The organism is Variovorax sp. AC103, from assembly GCF_979254005.1.
In genome coordinates, this window is the sequence record NZ_CEEDFC010000004.1 from 352496 (window position 1) to 373131 (window position 20636).

At 68.7% G+C, this 20636-nt stretch carries 18 protein-coding genes; 4 read left to right on the forward strand and 14 right to left on the reverse strand.

Features of this window, described 5'->3' with window-relative positions:
• Positions 1–82: 82 nt before the first annotated feature.
• Genes AC0IYU_RS08365 through AC0IYU_RS08385 form a run of 5 tightly spaced genes read right to left on the reverse strand, consistent with a single transcriptional unit; the run spans position 83 to position 5269 of the window.
• Entirely contained in the window at positions 83–2209 is a 2127-nt protein-coding gene (locus AC0IYU_RS08365) for a TonB-dependent siderophore receptor (protein WP_472115096.1), read from the reverse strand.
• Between the two features lie 5 nt (positions 2210–2214).
• Positions 2215–3153 (reverse strand): thiamine phosphate synthase, encoded by a 939-nt coding sequence (locus AC0IYU_RS08370; protein WP_472115099.1) that lies wholly within the window; start codon positions 3151–3153, stop codon positions 2215–2217.
• The gene (locus AC0IYU_RS08375) at positions 3150–3959 is read right to left on the reverse strand and encodes a thiazole synthase (RefSeq protein ID WP_435483874.1); all 810 of its coding nucleotides are present in this window, start codon (positions 3957–3959) and stop codon (positions 3150–3152) included. The genes AC0IYU_RS08370 and AC0IYU_RS08375 overlap by 4 nt, the downstream gene beginning before the upstream one ends.
• A gap of 18 nt (positions 3960–3977) precedes the next feature.
• The gene (thiS, locus tag AC0IYU_RS08380; RefSeq protein ID WP_472115102.1) at positions 3978–4181 is read right to left on the reverse strand and encodes a sulfur carrier protein ThiS; all 204 of its coding nucleotides are present in this window, start codon (positions 4179–4181) and stop codon (positions 3978–3980) included.
• The gene (locus tag AC0IYU_RS08385; RefSeq protein WP_472115105.1) at positions 4178–5269 is read right to left on the reverse strand and encodes an FAD-dependent oxidoreductase; all 1092 of its coding nucleotides are present in this window, start codon (positions 5267–5269) and stop codon (positions 4178–4180) included. Before AC0IYU_RS08385 ends, thiS begins: the two co-directional genes overlap by 4 nt.
• Positions 5270–5412: 143 nt before the next feature.
• Here AC0IYU_RS08385 and thiD point away from each other — a divergent pair, with 143 nt between their 5' ends.
• Positions 5413–6273 (forward strand): bifunctional hydroxymethylpyrimidine kinase/phosphomethylpyrimidine kinase, encoded by an 861-nt coding sequence (thiD, locus tag AC0IYU_RS08390; protein ID WP_472115108.1) that lies wholly within the window; start codon positions 5413–5415, stop codon positions 6271–6273.
• On the opposite strand, the gene AC0IYU_RS08395 is transcribed toward thiD, so the two are convergent.
• Positions 6206–7549, reverse strand: a complete 1344-nt coding sequence (locus AC0IYU_RS08395) for a purine-cytosine permease family protein (protein WP_472115111.1) — start codon at positions 7547–7549, stop codon at positions 6206–6208. The genes thiD and AC0IYU_RS08395 overlap by 68 nt on opposite strands.
• Positions 7550–7916: 367 nt before the next feature.
• On the opposite strand from AC0IYU_RS08395, the gene AC0IYU_RS08400 reads away from it, so the two are divergent.
• A complete protein-coding gene (locus AC0IYU_RS08400) occupies positions 7917–9851 on the forward strand; it encodes an adenylate/guanylate cyclase domain-containing protein (protein ID WP_472115114.1) in 1935 nt (644 codons plus the stop codon).
• On the opposite strand, the gene AC0IYU_RS08405 is transcribed toward AC0IYU_RS08400, so the two are convergent.
• Positions 9838–10608 carry a TetR/AcrR family transcriptional regulator gene (locus AC0IYU_RS08405; protein WP_472115118.1) on the reverse strand — a complete coding sequence of 257 codons (771 nt, stop codon included), beginning with the start codon at positions 10606–10608 and terminating at the stop codon, positions 9838–9840. The two genes, AC0IYU_RS08400 and AC0IYU_RS08405, sit on opposite strands and share 14 nt — an antisense overlap.
• A 111-nt stretch (positions 10609–10719) precedes the next feature.
• Here AC0IYU_RS08405 and AC0IYU_RS08410 point away from each other — a divergent pair, with 111 nt between their 5' ends.
• Positions 10720–12021, forward strand: a complete 1302-nt coding sequence (locus tag AC0IYU_RS08410) for an aspartate aminotransferase family protein (RefSeq protein ID WP_472115121.1) — start codon at positions 10720–10722, stop codon at positions 12019–12021.
• On the opposite strand, the gene AC0IYU_RS08415 is transcribed toward AC0IYU_RS08410, so the two are convergent.
• The 7 genes from AC0IYU_RS08415 to AC0IYU_RS08445 are packed head-to-tail and all read right to left on the reverse strand — an operon-like array spanning position 12022 to position 18574.
• Positions 12022–13068 (reverse strand): NAD(P)/FAD-dependent oxidoreductase, encoded by a 1047-nt coding sequence (locus tag AC0IYU_RS08415; protein ID WP_472115235.1) that lies wholly within the window; start codon positions 13066–13068, stop codon positions 12022–12024. It abuts the gene before it with no gap.
• Positions 13065–13394, reverse strand: a complete 330-nt coding sequence (fdxA, locus tag AC0IYU_RS08420) for a ferredoxin FdxA (protein WP_435438176.1) — start codon at positions 13392–13394, stop codon at positions 13065–13067. Before fdxA ends, AC0IYU_RS08415 begins: the two co-directional genes overlap by 4 nt.
• A gap of 41 nt (positions 13395–13435) precedes the next feature.
• The gene (locus AC0IYU_RS08425) at positions 13436–14773 is read right to left on the reverse strand and encodes a sulfate adenylyltransferase subunit 1 (RefSeq protein WP_472115124.1); all 1338 of its coding nucleotides are present in this window, start codon (positions 14771–14773) and stop codon (positions 13436–13438) included.
• Positions 14773–15714, reverse strand: a complete 942-nt coding sequence (gene cysD / locus AC0IYU_RS08430) for a sulfate adenylyltransferase subunit CysD (RefSeq protein WP_472115126.1) — start codon at positions 15712–15714, stop codon at positions 14773–14775. Before cysD ends, AC0IYU_RS08425 begins: the two co-directional genes overlap by 1 nt.
• Before the next feature lie 47 nt (positions 15715–15761).
• Positions 15762–16382 (reverse strand): phosphoadenosine phosphosulfate reductase domain-containing protein, encoded by a 621-nt coding sequence (locus AC0IYU_RS08435; protein ID WP_472115129.1) that lies wholly within the window; start codon positions 16380–16382, stop codon positions 15762–15764.
• A 21-nt stretch (positions 16383–16403) separates the two neighbouring features.
• Complete coding sequence (locus tag AC0IYU_RS08440; protein WP_435438180.1) at positions 16404–16799, reverse strand: DUF934 domain-containing protein; 396 nt, start codon at positions 16797–16799, stop codon at positions 16404–16406.
• Positions 16796–18574, reverse strand: coding sequence for a nitrite/sulfite reductase (locus tag AC0IYU_RS08445; protein WP_435483858.1), 1779 nt, complete (start codon positions 18572–18574; stop codon positions 16796–16798). The genes AC0IYU_RS08440 and AC0IYU_RS08445 overlap by 4 nt, the downstream gene beginning before the upstream one ends.
• A gap of 412 nt (positions 18575–18986) precedes the next feature.
• Here AC0IYU_RS08445 and AC0IYU_RS08450 point away from each other — a divergent pair, with 412 nt between their 5' ends.
• Complete coding sequence (locus AC0IYU_RS08450; protein ID WP_472115132.1) at positions 18987–20627, forward strand: methyl-accepting chemotaxis protein; 1641 nt, start codon at positions 18987–18989, stop codon at positions 20625–20627.
• Positions 20628–20636: the final 9 nt, after the last annotated feature.

Consider the following 20636-nt stretch of genomic DNA (forward strand, 5'->3'; position numbering starts at 1 on the left):
CAAGCCTTAGATTATAGCGTGATTTTTTGGGCCTTCTCAACCGCCGATCAAAGCCTCGCCAAATTTGCGAGCCTCGCAAGGCTCAAAGCGCCACGGTCAGCCCGAGGCGCAGCGTGCGCGGCGCGCCCGGGAACAGGTAGACGTGGCTGAACTGGTAGGGCGATTCCTTCCAGTAGCGACGGTCGAACAGGTTGTCCACGGCCAGCGTCCAGGTCGTATTCACGCCGCGCAGCCTGGTGTCGTAGCGCAGCACCGCATCGACGCGCGTCCATGAAGGCAGCGTGACCGAGCCGTCCGGCAGCACGTTGCGCCGGCCTTCGTACGACAGCTGCCCCGCGAGCTCCAGGCCCGGCACCCCCGCCACGCGGTAGGCGGCTTGGGCACGCAGCACCTGCTTGGGCACGTTGGTGGGCGACTGGCCGTTGAGCGCCGGGTTCGCCGTGCTGTCGCGGCGCTTCGCATCGATCAGCGTCACGCTGCCGCCGAGGCGCCATGGCCCCTGCATCCACTGCGCGCCGGCCTCCAGGCCGCGATGCACCGCACGCCCGTCGTTGCGCACGTCGCAGAATTCGCCGCACTGGTCGATGTTGGTCATCGGGCGCGAGATGTCGAAGTACGCAAGCTGCCAGTTGAACGCGTCGGTGCCGCCCTTCAGCCCCAGCTCCCATTGGCGCGAGCGCAACGCGGGCAAGGCCTGTCCTGCGTTGCCGTACTGGTCGGCCCGGTTCGGCACCACCTGCGACTCCACACCCTGGCCCCAGCTCGCATACGCCAGCAGCCCAGGCTGCACCGTGTAGCTGGCGGCCAGCCAGGGCGTGGTCACGCCTTGCCTGTAGCCCGTCGGATTGGAGCCGTCGTTGCCGATGCTGCTGCGGTCCAGCCGCGTATGTCGCACGCCGAGCCAGGTGGTGAAGCGGTCGTTCCAGCGGATCGCGTCCTGCACCGACAGCTCGGTTGAGCGCTCGTCGCGGTTGGTTTGCGGCGTGGTGGCGTCCGGGTTCGCAGGCACGATGGCGGTGCCCCGGATGTTGCCCGTGCCCGCATAGTTGTAGGCCTGGTTCTCGAACCGGTTGCGCACACGGCTTTGCAGCAGCCCGAAACCCAGCTCGTGCTTCACGCTGCCCGTCGTCACGTTGCCCTTGAGGTTCAGGCTGCCCGCCGTCTGCGTGCGGCGCTCGTTGTCGCTGCGAAAGTCGTACACGTCGAAGGTGCCGTCGGAGCAGTAGCGGTCGTAGTTGCCTTCGGCGCTGCAACCGAAGGCGTAGGCCAGCCGGTCGTCGCTCTTCAGGCGCTGCTGGCCTACTTGCGCGCTCCAGCGCCAGTCGGCGTTCAGCGCCTGGCTGAAGCGCACCGTGCCCGTGAGCGCCTTGAACACCGAAGGCTGCGACCACGGCTGGTTGTTCAGGTTGATGCGCGGGTCCACCGGCGCGGGCAGCACGCTGCCCAGCAGGCTGTAGCCGTTCTGGCTCGGCTGTGTCTTGCGGCTTTGCTCGACCTCGAGCTCCAGCACCGAGTCGCGCGTGATGCGCCAGTCGGCCGCCAGCGAGAACAGGTTGCGGTTGCCGTCGAGGTTGTGCGTGAGCGGCTTGAGGTTTTCGCTCGCCACGTTGAGCCGGTAGCCGAACTCGCGGTTCTCGCCGAAGCGCCCGCCCAGGTCGAGGGCGCCCAGCACGCTGCCTCGGCTCGTGGTCTCGATGCGCACCGTGCGCAGGTCCTGCTCGGTGGGCCGCTTCACGACGTAGTTGACCAGCCCGCCCGGCGCACTGGTGCCGGCCTGGATGCCGCTGGTGCCACGCAAGATTTCCACGCGCTCCTTGTTGTCCAGCGGAATCGAGGTTTCCGCGCTGACCGGGAGGCCTTCGCGCCGGTAGTTGAAACGGTTGTCCAGCACGAAGCCGCGCACCGTGAGGTAGTCCCAGTAGCCGGCGGAGTTGTAGGCGTCGGTGACCGAGGCGTCGAACTGCGTGAGGTCTGCGAGCCGGCGTGCGCCGCTGTCGCGCAGCTGCTTGCTGTCGACCACGGTGGCCGAGATCGGCAGCTCGCGCAGCGGCACGTCGCCGAAGCCGCTGATGTCGGCCTGTGGCGCGGCGGCCGCGTCGTTGACGGTGACTTCACGCAGCGCGGCCTGCTGCGCTTGGGCGCTCCAGGCGGCTGCAAGAAGCGCGGCCGCGACGGCGCAGGAGAGAGGCGAAAGAGTGTGTTGTTTCATTGGGTTCAGTTGCGTGCAGCTTCGGCACGCATCGCCGCCATCCATTGCGCGGCCGTGGCTTCGGGGTCTTCGGCCGCGACCAGCGCGCGCACCACGGCGACGGCGCCGACGCCGGTGGCCAGCACCTCGGGCAGCCGCACGGCGTCGATGCCGCCGATGCCCACCTGCGGGTAGCCGCGCAGCAGGCGCGCGTAGGCGCCGAGCCGGGCCACGCCCTGCGGCGCGGTCGCCATCTTCTTGAGCGTGGTCGGGTACACCGCGCCCATCGCGATGTAGCTCGGGCTCACCCGGTCGGCGCGCACCATTTCCGCATAGCCGTGCGTGCTGATGCCCAGCCGCAGGCCGCTGGCGCGCAACTGCGCCAGCTCGTCGGGCGCAAGCGCGTCGAGGTCTTCCTGGCCGAGGTGGATGCCGTAGGCGCGGGCCGCGATGGCGACTCGCCAGTGGTCGTTGATGAAGAGCAGGGCGCCCGTGCCTTGCACCGCATCGACGGCGGCCTGCACCTCGCGTTCGACGGCCGTCGCATCGTCGGACTTGAAGCGCAGTTGCACGGTCGGCACGCCGGCGCGCGCCATGCGGCCGACCCACTGCGCATCGGGCAGCACGGCGTAGAGGCCGAGGCGTTCGGGGCAGGGCGGAAACGCATCGGCGCGCGCGGCCGGGGGAAAGGCCCGCAGGCCGAAGTCTTCCGGTGCGTCGGGCCAGAGCGCGGCGTCGAAGTTGCTCAGGCGCTGCGTCTGCGCGCGCCAGGCCAGGGCCAGGCATTCGGCATCGATCTCGATGAAACCGAGCGCCGTGCAGCCCTGCTTGGCGCCGCGGTAGACCGGGTCGTCCGACGAGAAGACCGGCGCGCTGACCGGCGCGGAAACGATGGCGCCGAAGCGCAGGCCGTGGGTCGCGACGATGGCTTGCGCAATGGCGCGAGGGTCGAGGGGGGTGCTCATGGTGCGTGGTGCCAGAAGGGCGTGCCGAGCACGGGCGTGCTGGGCTGCGCGGCGTCCTGCGCGGCCATGGCGCCGGCGCGGTACGCGGTGCGGCCGGCCTGCACCGCGTCGGCGAAGGCGCCGGCCATCGCAACCGGGTCTTGCGCCAGGGCGACTGCCGTGTTGAGCAGCACGCCGTCGTAGCCCCACTCCATCACCTGGCAGGCATGCGACGGCAGGCCCAGTCCCGCGTCGACCAGCATCGGCACCTTGAGCCGGTCGCGCAGCACCTGCAATGCGTAGGGGTTGACCGGCCCGCGGCCCGTGCCGATGGGTGCGGCCCAGGGCATCACGGCCTGGCAGCCGATGTCGACCAGCCGCTGGCACAGCACCAGGTCTTCGGTGCAATACGGCAGCACCTTGAAGCCGTCGCGAATCAGTTGCGAGGCGGCATCGACCAGGTTCAGCGTGTCGGGCTGCAGTGTGTAGTCGTCGCCGATGAGCTCGAGCTTGATCCACGGCGTGTCGAACAGCTCGCGCGCCATCTGCGCGGTGGCGACCACCTCCTGCACGCTGTGGCAGCCGGCGGTGTTGGGCAGCACCGGCACGGCGAGCTCGCGCAACAGCGCCCAGAAGCCGTTGCCGGTGTCGTTGCCACCGGACCCCTGGTGGGCGGTCTGGCGGCGCAGCGAGGCGGTGAGCATCGCGGGCTTCGCGCGCTTCACCGCCGCTTCGAGCAGGTCGGGCGAGGGGTAGCGCGCGGTGCCCAGCAGCAGGCGGCTCTGGAAGGTTTCGCCGTAGAGAACCAGCGGGTCGTTCGTCGTCATGGGGGTCGTCTCCATCATTCAGCCGCCCGTCACGGGGCGGATCACTTCGATGCGGTCGTCGGGCTGCAGCGCGCGCGCGGCATAGGCCGAGCGCGGCACGAACTCGCGGTTCACGGCCACCGCGAAGGGCGGCGTGGCGTTCAGCGCTGCCAATGCGTCGGTCAGCAGAGCGTTGTCGGGCAACGCGAAGGGCTTGTCGTTGATCAGGATGTTCATCGTCATGTGTCCGGGGCCTCCATGCCGAAGCCCTGCGCGAGGGCGGAACGACCGGTCGTGAGCAGTTCCATCGCCACGTCGAGCAGTGCGGGCGCGATCATGAAACCGTGGCGGTACAACCCGTTGATCTGCATCACCCGCGGTTGCGGCCTGCGCACGGCGGGCAGGTTGTCGGGCAGCGTGGGGCGGCATTGCGTGGCGATTTCCACGATGCGTGCTTCCGCAAAGCCGCTGTGCACCGCGTAGGCGGCGCTCAGCAGTTCGAGCGTGGAGCGCACGCTGGCGCTCGACATGTCGTCCGACTCGATCTCGGTCGCGCCGATCACGAACAGGTGGTCGGGTTTGGGCGCGATGTAGAGCGGATAGCGCGGGTGCACGAGGCGGGTGGGGCGCCGCAGGCTCACTTCGGGCGCATGCACACGGATCACCTCGCCCCGCACGCCGCGCAGCGCGCTCCATTGGGGCTTGGCGCCGAGGCCGCGGCAGTCGACCACCCAGTCGGGCTGGCCCGCCGTGCCGGGCGCGAAGTCGGACGGTGCGCGCGGCGACTGCCAGTGCAGCGACACGCGAGGGTCGGCCTGCAGGGTGGCGAGCAGCGCGGCCAGCAAGGCGCGGTTGTCGAGCTGGCCTTCGCCGGGCAGGAACAGGCCCTGCGCGAAGCGCTGGCCCAGCGAAGGCTCCAGCGCGGCGATGGCCTGGCCGTCGAGCGTGCGCATCGGCGCGAGTTCGGGCACCTGCGTGCCTGTGTTCGCGAGCACGCGCGCCAGCCGCGCGGCTTCGGCGGCGTCCTGCCGGTGCCAGAGCACCAGCGTGCCTTCGCGCTGGAAGAACACGGGTTGCGCCAGCGGCGCGAGCAGCTCGGGCCAGCGCGACAGCGCATGCTGCCCCATGCGCACGACCGGCACCGGCGCCACGGCCGATTCCGCCAGCGGCGCGAGCATCGCGGCCGCCACGCGCGCCGCCGCGCCTTCGGCTTCGGGGCTGCCGGCTTCGAACAGGTCGACCTTGCAGCCGGCCTGCGCGAGCGTGACGGCCAGCAGCCGGCCCATGAGGCCTGCGCCGAGGATGGCGGCCGATTGAAAGGGAAGCGTCATGGTCTTGCTCCTTCCCCCTTTGGGGGAAGGCCGGGATGGGGGCGGGCAGAGCGCCCACCAGGTACGCCGCTTGCCCCCACCCCAGCCCTCCCCCGGGAGGGGAGGGAGCAAGAAAGGGAAAACAGTCGCCGATAATTTTCAGCATGACCCATGCACCCACCCAGCGCTACGCACGCGTGCTCTCCATCGCCGGCTCCGACAGCGGCGGCGGCGCCGGCATCCAGGCCGACCTGAAGACCTTCGCGGCCCTCGGCTGTTACGGCATGACGGCCATCACCGCGCTCACCGCGCAGAACACGCTGGGCGTGTCGGGCATCCACGGCGTGCCGCCCGAGTTCCTCAAGGCGCAGATCCAGGCCGTGGTGGAAGACATCGGCGTCGATGCCGTCAAGCTCGGCATGCTGCATGCCCCCGAAGTGGTCGAGGTGGTGGCCTGGGCCATCGACCGCTACCAGCTGAAGAACGTGGTGCTCGACCCCGTGATGGTCGCCACCAGCGGCGACCGCCTGATCGCGGCCGAAACGGTGCAGGTGCTGGTGCGCGAGCTGTTCCCGCGCGCGCTGGTCGTCACGCCCAACCTCGACGAAGCGGCCCTGCTGATCGGCCATGCCATCGACGGCATCGACGCGCTCGACGCCGCAGCCGACGAACTGCTGGCGCTCGGCGCGAAGGCCGTGCTGCTCAAGGGCGGCCACCTGCCCGGCGACGACGTGGTCGACGTGCTGCTGCAAGCCGGTGGCGAAAGAAAGCGCCTGGCTTCCAGGCGCATCGCCAGCCGCAACCTGCACGGCACGGGCTGCACGCTGTCGTCCGCCATTGCCGCGCACCTGGCATTGGGCGCGACGCTGCCCGACGCGGTCGAGCGGGCGCGCGCCTACATCCTCGGCGCCATGGCGGCCGGTGCGGGCGTGAAGGTCGGTGCCGGTCATGGCCCGCTCAACCACGGTTTCGCGCCAGTGCCGATGCACCGCCTGCCGTGGTCGCCATCGGCCTCGGCCGGCTGAGCCAGGCGAGCACGAAGGTCGCCGCCAGCGTCGGCAGGGCCGAGCCGAACTGCGGCGCCCACTTGGCGAGCGCGTGGTACGCCGCGATGCCCGCGATCCAGATCAGCGCTGCAAGCACGTCGACCTTGCGCCCGGCTGCCAGCGATACGGAACGGCCGCTGCCCATGCGCCCGATGATCACGCCGTACAGCGGCACGAACACCGAGCTCAGCAGCAGCAGGAAGGGCTCCAGCGTGTGCATCGGCAGCACCAGTGCCAGTGCGATGCACAGCGCGGCCAGCAGCAGGCCCCAGCGCTTCACGCTCCAGCGCGGCAACAGGCTGTGCGTGGAAACGGAGCCGGAGTAGACATCGCCGTACGCGTTGTCGAGCTCGTCGATCAGGATCAGCCCCAGCGCCACCAGCCCGCCTTGGGCCAGCAGCAGCGCCATCACGAGTTCCGTGCCCGGCTCGGCGACGCTCACCACCATCACGCCCAGCGCGTAGCACCAGACGTTGGCCAGCGCATAGCCGATCCACGTGCCGCTGAAGGCACTGCCCAGTGCACCCGCGCTGCGCTTGCCGTGCCGCGCGTAGTCGGCCACCAGCGGCAGCCACGACACCGGCATGGCAATGACCAGGTCCAGCGCGCCGAACAGCCCCATGCTGCCGTCGCCGGGCCGCGCCCAGAAGGCGTCCAGCCCCTTGGCCTGAAGCCGGGTGGCGAACTGCCAGCTGAGCCACAGCAGCGACAGCACCACCAGCGGCAGGCCGAAGCGGCTCACGAAGCGGCGCACCAGCTTCACCATCGAGCCCGCGAGCAGCGCCAGCAGCACCGCACCCCACAGCAGCGTGGTCAGCGCGCCGCCCCATGCCGTGCCCAGCGAAGGGCCGAATGCCGCCTGGCCGATGGCCTGCGTGCCCTCGCGCATGATGACCAGCTCGAAGGTGGTCCAGCCCACCAGCTGCACGATGTTCAGCAGCACCGGCAGTCGCGCGAAGGCGCTGCCGTAGGTGGCGTGCATCAGGCCTGCGCTGGCCAGGCCGCTTTCGCAGCCCAGCCGCGCGGTCCAGGCCAGCAGGCCGGCGCCGAGGCAGGAGCCCAGCACGATCGCCAGGGCCGCGTCGCGCGTGCCCACGGCCGGCACCAGGTAGGCGCCGATCTGCATCACCAGCAGGCCCACGCCCAGGCTGAACCACAGCGAGGCGTGGTCGTGCCAGCCGAACACGCGTTGCGACGCGGGCAGTGGCGTGAGCGCCTCGTTGGCGGGGAAGGATCCGTTGTTGTCGTGTGCCATCCGTTTGCTCCAGTGCAAAAGGTTTGGCAGGTGGGCGAGGCTCCAGCGGCTCGGCCGTCGCGCGAGACAACGCGACAGGCCGCCGGACCAGCTTCCCTGCGCGAGGATTACCTCAGTCAGGTTCAAAGGGACTCTCTCAGTCAGCCCCGGAACGCGTTCCGGCTCGACACCCCTAGCAATGCACCGCGGCGAACTGCGGTGCGGGCCGGATTTTATCCCCTGCCGCAAAACGCGCCCTGCAATGCGTCGGCCCCCGCCGGATCGGGGCCAGAATGGCGCCCATCTTCGGTCGCGGCAGTCATCGGCTGCCTGCAGGAAGCGGACAAGAAACGGGGCGGGCACGCTGGTGCACGAGAGAGGAACTGCCATGGCTGACGATTTGAGTCATCCGGACGAAAGGGCGGCATCGCCGGCTTCTTCATCCCCACCTGCGCGCATGCGGCGCTTCAGGGTCGACGTCGGCACCATCATCTGCCTGGTCGCACTGGTGCAGTCGCTGCTGCTGGTGGCCTTCGGGTACTGGGGCGCGCAGCGGCTGGTGTCGCGCGTGGGCGAATCGGCGCACAAGGTCAACCACGACCGGGTCGAGGACAACGTGCTCGCCTTTCTGGCCAAGACCGAGGCGCTGGTGCGCGCCCTCGGCCACACGCCCGGCCTGCACCCCGCGGGCCAGGACGGTGAGCAGACGGCCGAGCTGCTCTGGGCGGCGTTGGAGCAGACGCCCGAGCTGGACAGCATCGGCGTGGTGAGCGACGACGGGCACCAGATGATGGCCGAGCGCTATCCCGTGTCCGCGGTGTGGCAGGTGCTGCGCGATGCCGCCTTCAGCACCGAGACCTGGGAGTTCAAGCCGACGCCCGACACCGTGGGCGACGGCGACCCGCGCGAGCGCTACGCCACCACCCGCATCGAGGCCTTCCGCAGCAACCACGACCCCGCGCGCAACGACTGGGTCGTGCAGGCGCTGGCGGTACGCCGCGCGCTGTGGACCGCGCCCTTCGTCGATGCCGAAAGCGGCGAACTCAACATGACCTACGCACTGCCCAGCCTGCGGCGCGACGACGAGGGCCGCGTGCAGGCGCTGGTGCTGGGCGCCGATGTGTCGCTGGGCCACCTGTCGCGCCTGGTGCGCGTGTTCGGCGGCACGGGCCACGGCGACAGCGCCCTGCTGAGCGCCGACGACCACGTGCTCGCACGCAGCGACCACCCCGACCCGGTTCGTCGCCTGGCGCAGCCCGACAGCGGCGTGCTGGGCGCGCTGCACGCGCACATCCTGGCCGACGGCACGGTGGGCGGCGCCGAGGACTCGGCCTTTTCGTTCGTGCACGACGGCGAGCGCTACATGGCGCAGACCTCGCGCATCGCGCCCACGGGCTGGCTGCTGGTGAGCTGGGAGCACGAGGACGTGCTGCTCGGCGGCCTGCAGCGCGCCTTGGCGCTGGCGCTGCTGCTGACGCTGAGCTTCCTGGCGGTGGCGCTGTTCATCGCGCTGCGGCTGTCCAAGCTCGTGACCCTGCCGATCGAGAACCTCGCGCGCGTGGCGCGCCGCATCGGGCGGCTGGAGCTGGACAACCTACCGCTCGCATCGAGCCGGGTGCTGGAGATCCAGCACCTGAACCAGGCGCTCGACGATTCCGCGCGCAGCCTCAAGGCCTTCAGCAAGTTCGTGCCGGTGGACCTCATCAAGCAGCTCATCGCCGAGGGCCATGCGCTTGCGCCCAGCGGCTCGCCGCGCCGCATCACCGCGATGTTCACCGACGTGGAGGGCTTCACCTCCATCTCGGAATCGCTGGACGCCGACGTGCTCGTGAAGCAGCTGACCGAGTACTTCAACCTGGCGGCGCGCATCTTCGCTCGGCACGGCGGCGTGGTCGACAAGTTCATGGGCGACGGCATCATGGTGCTGTGGGGCGCGCCCTCGGACCTGGAAGACGCGGAGTACAGCGCCTGCACGGCCGCGCTGGAACTGCATGCCGAGATGAACGCGTTGAATACCCGGTGGCGCGCCGAAGGCATGCGCGAGTTCCGCACCCGCATCGGCATTCACACCGGCATGGCGATCGCGGGCGTGCTGGGTTCCAGCGACCGGCTGTCGTACACGGCCGTGGGCGACGTGATCAACGTAGCCAGCCGCATCGAGGGCGCCAACAAGGACCTGGGCACGCGCACGCTCATTTCGCAGGCGACCTTCGAAGGGCTCGGCGGGCGGCTCGCGACCCGGCGCATCGACGAGCTGGCCGAACTGCGCGGCCGGCAGACGCGCATGGTGCTCTACGAACTGCTCGAGCTCAGCCCGCCCTGACCCTGCGCGCGAACGCCTCCAGCCCGTCGACGGTGATCTGGATGTGCCGCTCGAAGCTGCCGTCCAGCGGCACGGTGGTGCCGTTGTCCCAGCGCAGGATGAAGGCCTTGTTGGCCATCAGCGGCAGGTTGCGCGTGAGCACCGGATGGTCGAGCGGGCGAATGGTGTGCACGCGCTCGCGCAACTCTTCCGCCCAGGCCTGGGTGTTGTCGGCGGGCAGGGGCGAGAACTCCATCGTCAGGAAGCCCAGCATCGCCGCGATCACGCAGTTGTAGGCCTCCAGCAGCGGCTCCCCTTCGAAGCCGGCTTCGGTGAGCGCCGCGAGCACCCCTTCGACCAGCTCGATCGGCAGGCTGCCGTTCGACACCAGCTGCGCGCCCAGCAGCTGCGCCACGTTGGGGTGGCGGCGCACGGCGGCGCGGCTGCGGCGGAACAGTTCGGCGATCCATGCCTGCCAGGCCAGCTTGCCCGGCGGCGGCGCCACCTCCGCCATGACGGCGGCGGCCACCTCGGCCAGCAGCGCCTCGCGCGTGCTCACGTGCCAGTGCACCGTGGCCGGGTACACGCCCAGCCGGGCCGCCAGCTCGCGCATGCTGAAGGCGCCCAGGCCGAACTCGTCGATCTGCTCGAGCGCGGCTTCGGCGATGCGCTGCTTGGTCAGGGCCGCGCTGCCAGCGGGGCGACCGGCCGTCCTGGGCTCGGGTCCGGGCTCGGCTCTGGCCTTGGCAGGCGCTTTCTTCTTTGTCGGTGTCGGCATCCGCTGCATTGTGCGGCAGCTGAATTGGCTGTATAAATAATATTAATTGAGCATCGATCAATTAATTTGGTGATCGATGACCTGTAAACGCTTGCCCGGAGAGCATTTCCCATGACGCATGCCGCCATCGACCAGGCTGTCCACGAAGCCCACCAACGCTTCGCGGACCGCAACCCGGCCAGCCGCCGCCAGTTCGACGAACAGTCGCGCTACATGCCGGGTGCCAACAGCCGCTCGGTGCTGTTCTACGCCCCGTTCCCGCTGACCATCGCCAGGGGAGAGGGCGCCGCGCTGTGGGACGCCGACGGCCACCGCTATGCGGACTTCATCGCCGAGTACACGGCCGGCGTCTACGGCCACTCCGCACCCGAGATCCGCGACGCGGTCGTCGAGGCGATGAAGAGCGGCATCAACCTCACGGGCCACAACCTGCTCGAAGGCCGGCTGGCGCAGCTCATCTGCGAGCGCTTTCCGCAGATCGAGCAGTTGCGCTTCACCAACTCGGGCACCGAGGCGAACCTGATGGCGCTCACCGCGGCGCTGCATTTCACGGGCCGCCGCAAGATCGTGGTGTTCTCGGGCGGCTACCACGGCGGCGTGCTGGGCTTCGGCGCCCAGCCGCTGCCGACGACGGTGCCGTTCGACTTTTTGGTGCTGCCCTACAACGACGCGCAGGCGGCGCGCGAGCAGATCGACAAACACGGCGCCGACGTGGCGGCGGTGCTGGTCGAGCCGATGCAGGGCGCGAGCGGCTGCATTCCGGGGCGGCTCGACTTCCTGCAGGCCTTGCGCGAATCGGCCACGCGCGTGGGCGCCTTGCTGATATTCGACGAGGTGATGACTTCGCGGCTCGCGCCGCACGGGCTGGCCAACCAGCTGGGCATTCGCGCGGACCTGACCACGCTGGGCAAGTACATCGGCGGCGGCATGTCCTTCGGCGCCTTCGGCGGGCGCGCCGACGTGATGGCGCTGTTCGACCCGCGCACCGGGCCGCTGTCGCACTCGGGCACCTTCAACAACAACGTGATGACGATGGCGGCGGGCTACGCGGGGCTCACACAGCTGTTCCCGCCCGAGGCGGCCGGCGCACTGGCCGCGCGCGGCGAGGCGATGCGCGCGCGGCTCAACGCGCTGTGCGAGAAGGAGGGCGTGGCGCTGCAGTTCACCGGCCTGGGCTCGCTGATGAATGCGCATTTCGTGAGTGGCGAGGTGGTTCGCTCCGACGACCTGGCCAGCGTCGACGGGCGGCTGCGCCAGCTGCTGTTCTTCCACCTGCTGGCGCAAGGCATCTATGCCTCGCCGCGCGGTTTCGTCGTGCTGTCCTTGCCGGTGGTGGATGCGGACATCGACCGCTTCGTCGCCGCCATCGGCAGCTTCATCGGCGAATACGGGGCGCTGCTGCCCCGCGCCTGATCAGGCTCGGTTGCGCTGGGTCACGCCCAGCAGCTCGTGCAGCCGCGTGCTGGTGGTCGTGTACTGCAGCGGAACGGCCTTGCCCGGGAACACGATGGCGGTGGCACCCCAGGCCGCCAGCGTGGCCTCGTGGAAGCCGCAGACGATGAGTTTCTTCTTGCCGGGGTAGGTGTTGATGTCGCCCACCGCGAACACGCCGCGCTCGCGCGTTTCGTATTTTTCGGTGTCGACGGGCACCTGCTTGCGCTCCAGTTCCAAGCCCCAGTCGGCGATGGGGCCGAGCCGGGGCGAAATGCCGAGGCAGGCGACCAGCGCATCGAGCGGGAGGTCGAGGGTCGTTGCATCGGGCGTGGTGATCTGCAGTTGCTTGCCGTCGAAGGCGGTCGGCTGGCCGACGCGGAAGGCCAATTGGCCCGCGGCCACGAGGGCGCGCATCGCGGCGATGTTCGCCTCGTCGGCCTGGAAGCCGTCGCGCCGGTGGACCAGCGTGACCTGACTGGCGATGGACGTGAGCGCAATGGCCGTTTCAAGAGCGATGTCGTCACCACCGTTCACCACCACCGTCTGCCCCGCGAAGCGATCCAGCGATTCGGGGTGATAGAAAAGCGTGGAACCTTCGAACTGCGCGATGCCCTCGATGGTGATGCGCTTGGGCACGAAGGCGCCCACGCCGGCCGCGATGAACACCGTCTTCGCCAGGAAGGCCTTGCCGGCCGAGGTCGTCAGCAGCAGGCGCTCGTCGGCTTGCCGCGCCAGCGTGGCGACCTGCTCGCCGAAGTGAAACTGCGGCTTGAACGGCGCCACCTGTTCCAGCAGTGACTGCGCGAGGTCGCGCCCGCTGGTCACGGGGGTGCCGGGAATGTCGTAGATCGGCTTGTCGCCATACAGCGCCACGCACTGGCCGCCGGCGGCGGGCAGTGCATCGACGATGTGGCAGGAAATTTCAAGCAGGCCCAGTTGAAAGGCCTGGAACAGCCCGACAGGGCCGGCACCGACGATCAGGGCGTCGGTTTCGATGGCCACGGCAGGAGCGGTGGGCTGGTTCAGCGCACCAGCTCCCCGGCTTTGTCGGTCTTGTCTTTCCACTCTTCGGCGTCAGGCAGCGCGGGCTTGCGCTTGGTGATGCTCTTCCAGCCGTCGGCGACGGCCAGCTCGGCGTTGATCTTGATGAAGGCGATCTGGTTGGCCGGCAGGTCTTCTTCGGCGTAGATCGCGTTGACCGGGCATTCGGGAATGCAGACGGCGCAGTCGATGCATTCGTCCGGGTCGATCACCAGCATGTTGGGACCTTCGCGGAAGCAGTCGACGGGGCAAACGTCCACGCAGTCGGTGTATTTGCAGCGGATGCAGGCTTCGGAGACGACGTGGGTCATTTGTTTTTTGACGTCAATGTGATCGGGGAAAACCCCAGATTTTAGGCCTTTGCGGCGGCGGGTTGCACAAGCACGGCAGCGGCGGTCTTGTGGGAGGCGGTATCGACCAGCACCAGCGAGCCGAGCGCGCGCGATTGCGCGAAGGGAAGCACCGCCAGCGGCTGCTGCAGCGCCAGCACCACGTCGCCGATGGCATTGGCTTCCAGCTGCGTCGCGGGCTCCGATTCGAGGGTGGTGATGTTCACCCGGTCGACGATGCGCGCCACCTTGGCCTTGACCCAGCGGTGGCCCTGCAGCGCCCAGTACACGCGGCCCGCGACCAGCGGCTCGTCGTCCAGCCAGGCCACGGTGGCGGTGATCTCGCGCACCGGCTCGAAAGCCTCGGGCGCCAGCAGCCAGTCGCCGCGCGACACATCGACCTCGCGGTCGAGCACGATGCCCGCGCTGTGGCCCGCATGCACCGCCTGCGGATGGCGCGTGTGGTTGAGCACCTGGGCGACGGTGGCGGTCTGGTTGCTCGGCAGCACCGTCACGCGCTGGCCGGGTTCCACATGGCCCGAGGCCACGCGGCCCCAGAACACGCGGCGGCCCTGCGAGGTGTCGGCCGACGAGGAGAACTTCTCGACCCACTGCACCGGAAAGGCGAAGGGCACGGCCTCGTCCTGCACCGTGACCGGCAGGTCTTCGAGCAGTTCGAGCAGGCTCGGGCCTTCGTAGCCGACCCAGTCGGCGTGGCGCGTGGCCACGTTCCAGCCCTTGAGCGCCGAGATCGGCACGATCGCCGCCACCCGCACGCCGGCCGCTTCGGCAAAGGCGTTCAGCGCGGTCGAGATGCGTTCGAAGGCCAGGCCGGCATCGGCGATGGCGTCGAGCTTGTTCACCGCGAACACGATCGACTGCACGCGCAGCAGGTTGCACAGCAGCGTGTGGCGGCGCGTCTGCGGCAGCAGCTCGCGCGAGACCACGGTGCCGTCTTCCACTTCGGCGGCCCAGCCCAGCTTGGTCGCGTCGACCAGCACCACTGCGGCGTCGGCGGCCGAGGCGGCCGTGACCATGTTGCGCGTGTACTGCTCGTGGCCCGGCGCGTCGCCAATGATGAACTTGCGCCTGGCTGTCGAGAAGTAGCGGTAGGCCACGTCGATGGTGATGCCTTGCTCGCGCTCGGCCGAGAGGCCGTCCGTCAGCAGGGCCAGGTCGGTTTCGCCGCCGCGCTGCACGCCGGCCAGCTGGTCTTGCAGCACGGTCTTGCTGTCCACCAGCAGGCGGCCGATGAGCGTGCTCTTGCCGTCGTCGACAGAGCCGCAGGTGATGAAGCGCAGGGCGGTGCCGGTGTCGCCGTGAATGCCGGCCGTGACAGGGGTTGCAGTGGTCGCGCTCATCAGAAGTAACCGTCTTTCTTTCGTTTTTCCATCGAAGCTTCGGACGTCATGTCGTCCATGCGCGTGGCGCCGCGCTCGCTGACGTCGACCGACAGCGTCTCCAGCACCACGTCGGCGGCGTCGGCCGCCAGGCTTTCCACCGGGCAGGTGGTGGTGATGTCGCCCACGGTGCGAAAGCGCACGTCGCGCACCTGCACCGTTTCGCCGTCGCGCGGCGGGGTCAGTTCGGTCACCGGCACCAGCAGGCCGCGGCGCTCGACCACTTCGCGCTTGTGCGTGTAGTAGATCGACGGCAGGCCGACGTGCTCGCGCTCGATGTACTGCCACACGTCCAGCTCGGTCCAGTTGGAGATGGGGAACACGCGGAAGTGCTCGCCCGGGGCCAGGCGCGTGTTGAACAGCGTCCACAGCTCGGGGCGCTGGTCCTTGGGCTGCCATTGGCCGAAGCTGTCCCGGTGCGAAAAGATGCGCTCCTTGGCGCGCGCCTTTTCCTCGTCGCGGCGGGCGCCGCCGATGAGCGCGTCGAAGCGGAATTCTTCGATCGCCTCGAGCAGCGTCACCGACTGGTGCGCATTGCGCGACTCGTCCGGGTGGGCCAGGCGCACGGTGCCGCGTTTCATCGAGTCTTCCACGTTGCGCACGATGAGTTCGGCGCCCAGCTCCTTCGCGCGCTGGTCGCGGTAGGCCGTGACTTCGGGGAAGTTGTGGCCCGTGTCGATCATCAGCAGCGGGTAGGGAATGCGGCCCGCGCCGAACGCCTTTTCCGCGCACTTCAGCAGCACCAGCGAGTCCTTGCCGCCCGAGAACAGCAGGGTGGGGCGCTCGAAGGCGGCCGCCACCTCGCGCAGGATGAAGATGGTTTCTTCCTCCAGCGCATCGAGGTGCGTGTTGGACAGGTGCGCCGGCGACAGCAGCAGTTCGGTTTCGGTACGGGCGTTCATCGGATGGGGTGCTTGCTGAATGCTGGGAATCGGTGAGCCGTTGGCGCTCAGTGCGCGAGATGCAATCCGCACTCGCGGTTGTCTTCGCCCTTGGTCGGGTCCACGTAGTCGAAGTTGTTGGGCAGGCCGTGTTTCACGCAGTACTCGTGAAGATCCTTGGACGACCAGTGCAGCAGCGGAGCCACCTTGATGAGGCCGTCGGGGTTGACGCTGACCGGGTCCATCTGCGCGCGCACGGCGGTATCGGTGGCCCGCAGCGCGGTGAACCAGACCTTGGGTGCCGTCTCGCGCAGCGCGCGGGCAAAGGGCTCCAGCTTCACCTCTTCGGTGAACGCGGCGTGGCGCGGATCGTCGAGCGCGGGCGTCTGGCCCTCCACCGCTTCGCGGTGCGCACGCGAGCGGCGCGGCAGGTAGATGTGCAGGTCCAGGCCCAGCTGCCGGGTCACCTCGTCGGCAAAGCGGTAGGTGGCCTCGGTGTTGTAGCCGTTGTCCATCCAGACCACGGGAACATCGCGCTTGGCCCGCGTGACCATGTGCAGGATCACGGCCTCGAAAGGCCGGAAGTTGGTGGTGACTATTGCGGGCTGGCCCAGGCCGATGGCCCAGTCCACCAGGCCCTCGGCGTTGCGGCCGAGTTCGGTGTTGATGCGTGCGAGGTCGATGCTCATGGCGAAGGTCTGGTTGCGCTCTCAGTTGCCGGCCGCGAAGTGCGGCGCGGTCTTCACCGCGTCGCCCTGGTAGAAGGCAGAGAAGCGGTCGAACTGGCGCTGCGCGTCGGAGGCGTCCACGCCTTCTTTCAGCACGGCGCTGGAAAAGCCGGTGCGTTCCATCTGCACCAGCTGGTCGATCAGCACGTCGCCCGTGGCGCGGATGTCGCCGGTGAAGCCCAGGCGGCGGCGCAGCAGGAAGGCCTGGCTGTAGGCGCGCCCGTCGGTGAACTTGGGAAAGTTCAGGTCGATGCGCTCGATGTCCGACAGGCAGGCCTCGATCGCGAACGGGTCGGCGTCGTTGGCGAGCTGCAGCACCTTGGGGTCGCCGTCGTCGATGTGGTCTTCGGCAGCCAGGATGTTGAGAGTCTTCTTCATGCTGCTTCCTCCACCTTGAAACGCGCACCGTTGGCCGCGGCCTTGAACGGGTCTGGCCCCACGCGCCGCAATGTGTCGATGAAGGTCTCACCCGACACACGGGTGTCGCGGTAGGTGGTGAGCACGGCCTCGATCACGCCCGGCACTTCGGCCGCCGAGAACGAGGGGCCCACGGCCTTGCCGGCCACCGGCGCGCCGCTGAGCGCGGAACCATCGGAGCCGCCCAGCGACACCTGGTACCACTCCTTGCCGTCCTTGTCCACGCCCAGGATGCCGATGTGGCCGCTGTGGTGGTGGCCGCACGAATTGATGCAGCCGCTGATGTGCAGGTCGATCTCGCCCAGGTCGTCGAGCTCGTCCAGGTCCTGGTAGCGCTCGGTGATCGCCTCGGCGATGGGAATCGAGCGCGCATTGGCCAGCGAGCAGAAGTCGCCGCCGGGGCAGGCGATCATGTCCGTCAGCAGGTGCACGTTGGCGCTGGCCAGGCCGGCGGCGCGGGCGGCGAGCCACAGCGCATGCAGGTCTTCGGCATGCACCCAGGGCAGCACCACGTTCTGGTCGTGCGTCACGCGGGCTTCGCCTGCGGAGAAGCGGTCGGCCAGTTGCGCGAGCGTGTCGAGCTGGTCGGCATCCGCATCGCCGGGCGCCTGCTTCAGGCGCTTGAACGACAGCGTGACGGCGCGCAGCGCGGGGTTCTTGTGCGGCGCCACGTTGCGGGCGAGCCAGCGGGCGAACTGCACGTCGTCGGCGGCGTGGGCGCGCAGTTCGGCGTCGGTCTTCTCGGCGCTCTGCAGCACGCGGGTGGCCAGCGTCGGCGGCACGAAGGAGGCGGCCACGCGGTCGTACTCTGCCTGCGTGATGGTGTGCGGTGCGCCGTCGACCTCCAGGATCTGCTTGTACTCGGCGTCCACGTCATCGATGTAGCGCTGGCCTTCGGCCTTCACCAGGATCTTGATGCGCGCCTTGTAGATGTTGTCGCGGCGGCCGTAGCGGTTGTAGACCCGGATCACCGCTTCGAGGTAATTCATGATCTGCTGCCACGGCAGGAACTCGCGCAGCACGGTGCCGATGATGGGGGTGCGGCCCATGCCACCGCCCACCTGCACGCGAAAACCGAGTTCGCCGGCCTCGTTCTTCACCACATGCAGGCCCACGTCGTGCCAGCCGGTGGCCGCGCGGTCTTCGGTGGCGCCGGTGATGGCGATCTTGAACTTGCGCGGCAGGAAGGCGAATTCAGGGTGCAGCGTGCTCCACTGGCGCATGATTTCCGCGAACGGCCGCGGATCGGCGATTTCGTCGACCGCAATGCCGGCGCGCTCGTCGCTCGTGATGTTGCGGATGCAATTGCCGCTGGTCTGGATGCCGTGCATGTCCACCGAGGCCAGCAGGTCCATCACGTCGGCCGACTTGGCCAGCGGAATCCAGTTGTACTGGACGTTCTGGCGCGTCGAGAAGTGGGCGTAGTGGGTCGGCAGCTTGTGGCTGCCCATGCCGCCCTGGATTTCCAGCGCCTTGCGGTAGACCTCGGCTTCGGGCTCGTCGTATTCGCGGGCGATGCGCGCCAGCACACGAATCTGGCGGCTCGACAGTTCGCCGTAGGGCACGGCCACGCGCAGCATGGGCGCGTAGCGCTGCACATACCAGCCGTTCTGCAGCCGCAGCGGGCGGAACTCGTCCTCGGGCAGCTTGCCCTTTTGCCAGCGCTCGAGCTGGTCTCTGAATTGGGCGGCTCGTTGATGAACGAACTGGCGATCGAATTCTGTGTATTGGTACATCGTGCGTGCGTGTGTCTTGAGGAAGTGCGGTGCCGAACGTGAAACGGGGCGCCCCAGCAAGAAGCCGAGATTCTGAAAGGGGGCCTTATGGAAACAAACTATTTTTTGGTTCGCGCCTTATGCGGATAAGCTTATTCACCAGTATCCATGCGGGTTGCGGGACGGTTGGATGCTTATTCCGGATAAGCCGGGCGGGCCAGAAACGTGTCGCCGGCCCGGGGAATTCTAGGAACAGAACGGGTTCCTCGCAGGCGCCGGCGCCTGTTTGCCGCCGGGCCCTCAAGTTTTCGGCCGAACTGCCGATATCCAGCCAAGGAGAGCGGCCGCCTTGGCCGCTTCCTTCAGATTCGATGCGCGCCGAGCGTGCCTCGGCGGCCGTCTTTCCATTTCCCTTGAGTCCCGGAGTCCGATCATGTTCTTGAGCAACGTCTCAATTGGCAAGCGCCTTGCCATCGTGCTGGGCGCCATCCTGGCGCTTTTCCTGGCCACCAGCGTGGCCGCGGTGCTGAAGCTGCAGCAACTGAGCCAGGAGATCGACACGATGATCCAGGACAACGTGAAGACCGAGCGCGCCGGCTCCGACTGGCTTCGCCACACCACCTCGGGCGTGCAGCGCGCCGCGGCCATCGCCAAGAGCAGCGATTCGAGCCTGATCGACTACTTCGCGCCGGCCACGGCCAAGTCCATCAAGGACACCAACGAGCTGCAGAAATTCATCGAGGGCAAGCTGGTCAAGCCCGAAGAGAAGGCCTTGCTGGAAAAGGTGGGCAGCCTGCGCAAGGCCTACCTCGCCTCGCGTGAAGAAGTCAGCAAGCTCAAGCTGACGGGCGACCTGGCCGGCGCCAACCGCGCCTTCGACAACCAGTTCCAGCCCACGTCGGTCAGCTACATCGCCGGCGTGCAGCAGGTGGTGGACATGCAGCGCGAGCAGCTCGACGCGGCCGCCGCGCGCGCCAACGACCTGCGCGCGCAGACCAGCACGCTGCTGATCGTGTGCTCCGCCGTCAGCCTCGTGGCCGGTGCGCTGCTGGCCTGGATGCTGGCACGCAGCATCGTGCTTCCGCTGCGCAGCGCCGAGACCATCGCCCAGTCGATCGCCGACATGGACCTGACCGGCGCCGCGCAATCCCGCTACGCCAAGGACGAAACCGGTCACCTGCTGCGCGCGCTCGACCTGATGCGCAGCGCCCTGCAGGGCTCGCTCTCGCAGGTGCACGGCGTGGTGATGAACGTGACCACCGCCAGCACGCAGATCGCCACCGGCAACCAGGACCTGTCCTCGCGCACCGAAGAGCAGGCGAGCTCGCTGGAGCAGACGGCCGCCTCCATCGAGGAGCTGACCTCCACCGTCAAGCAGAACGCCGACAACGCGCGCCAGGCCAACCAGCTGGCCACCTCGGCCTCGGAAGTGGCCGTGCGCGGCGGCAGCGTCGTGTTCCAGGTGGTGGAGACGATGGGCTCGATCAATGCGTCGTCCAAGAAGATCGTGGACATCATCAGCGTGATCGACGGCATTGCCTTCCAGACCAACATCCTGGCGCTGAACGCCGCGGTGGAAGCGGCCCGCGCGGGCGACCAGGGGCGCGGCTTCGCCGTGGTGGCTTCCGAAGTGCGCAGCCTGGCGCAGCGCTCGGCCGCGGCCGCCAAGGAGATCAAGACGCTGATCGGCGACTCGGTGGAAAAGGTCGAGGAGGGCAGCCGCCAGGTGGCCGACGCCGGGCGCACCATGGAGGAGATCGTGGGCAGCGTGAAGCGGGTGACCGACATCATGGGCGAGATCAGCGCCGCCAGCCAGGAGCAGACCTCGGGCATCGAGCAGATCAACCAGGCCATCACGCAGATGGACCAGGCCACGCAGCAGAACGCCGCGCTGGTGGAAGAAGCCTCGGCCGCCGCCCAGTCGCTGCAGGAGCAGGCGGGCAGCCTGTCGCAGATCGTGGGTCAGTTCAAGCTGGAGCAGGGGCAGGGCGCTCCCGCCCTGGGCCATGCCCCGCGCGCCTTCGCGTCGGACGCGCCGCGCGGCATCGGCATGCGCGAAGTCGCGTTCCAGTAAGGAAAGGGC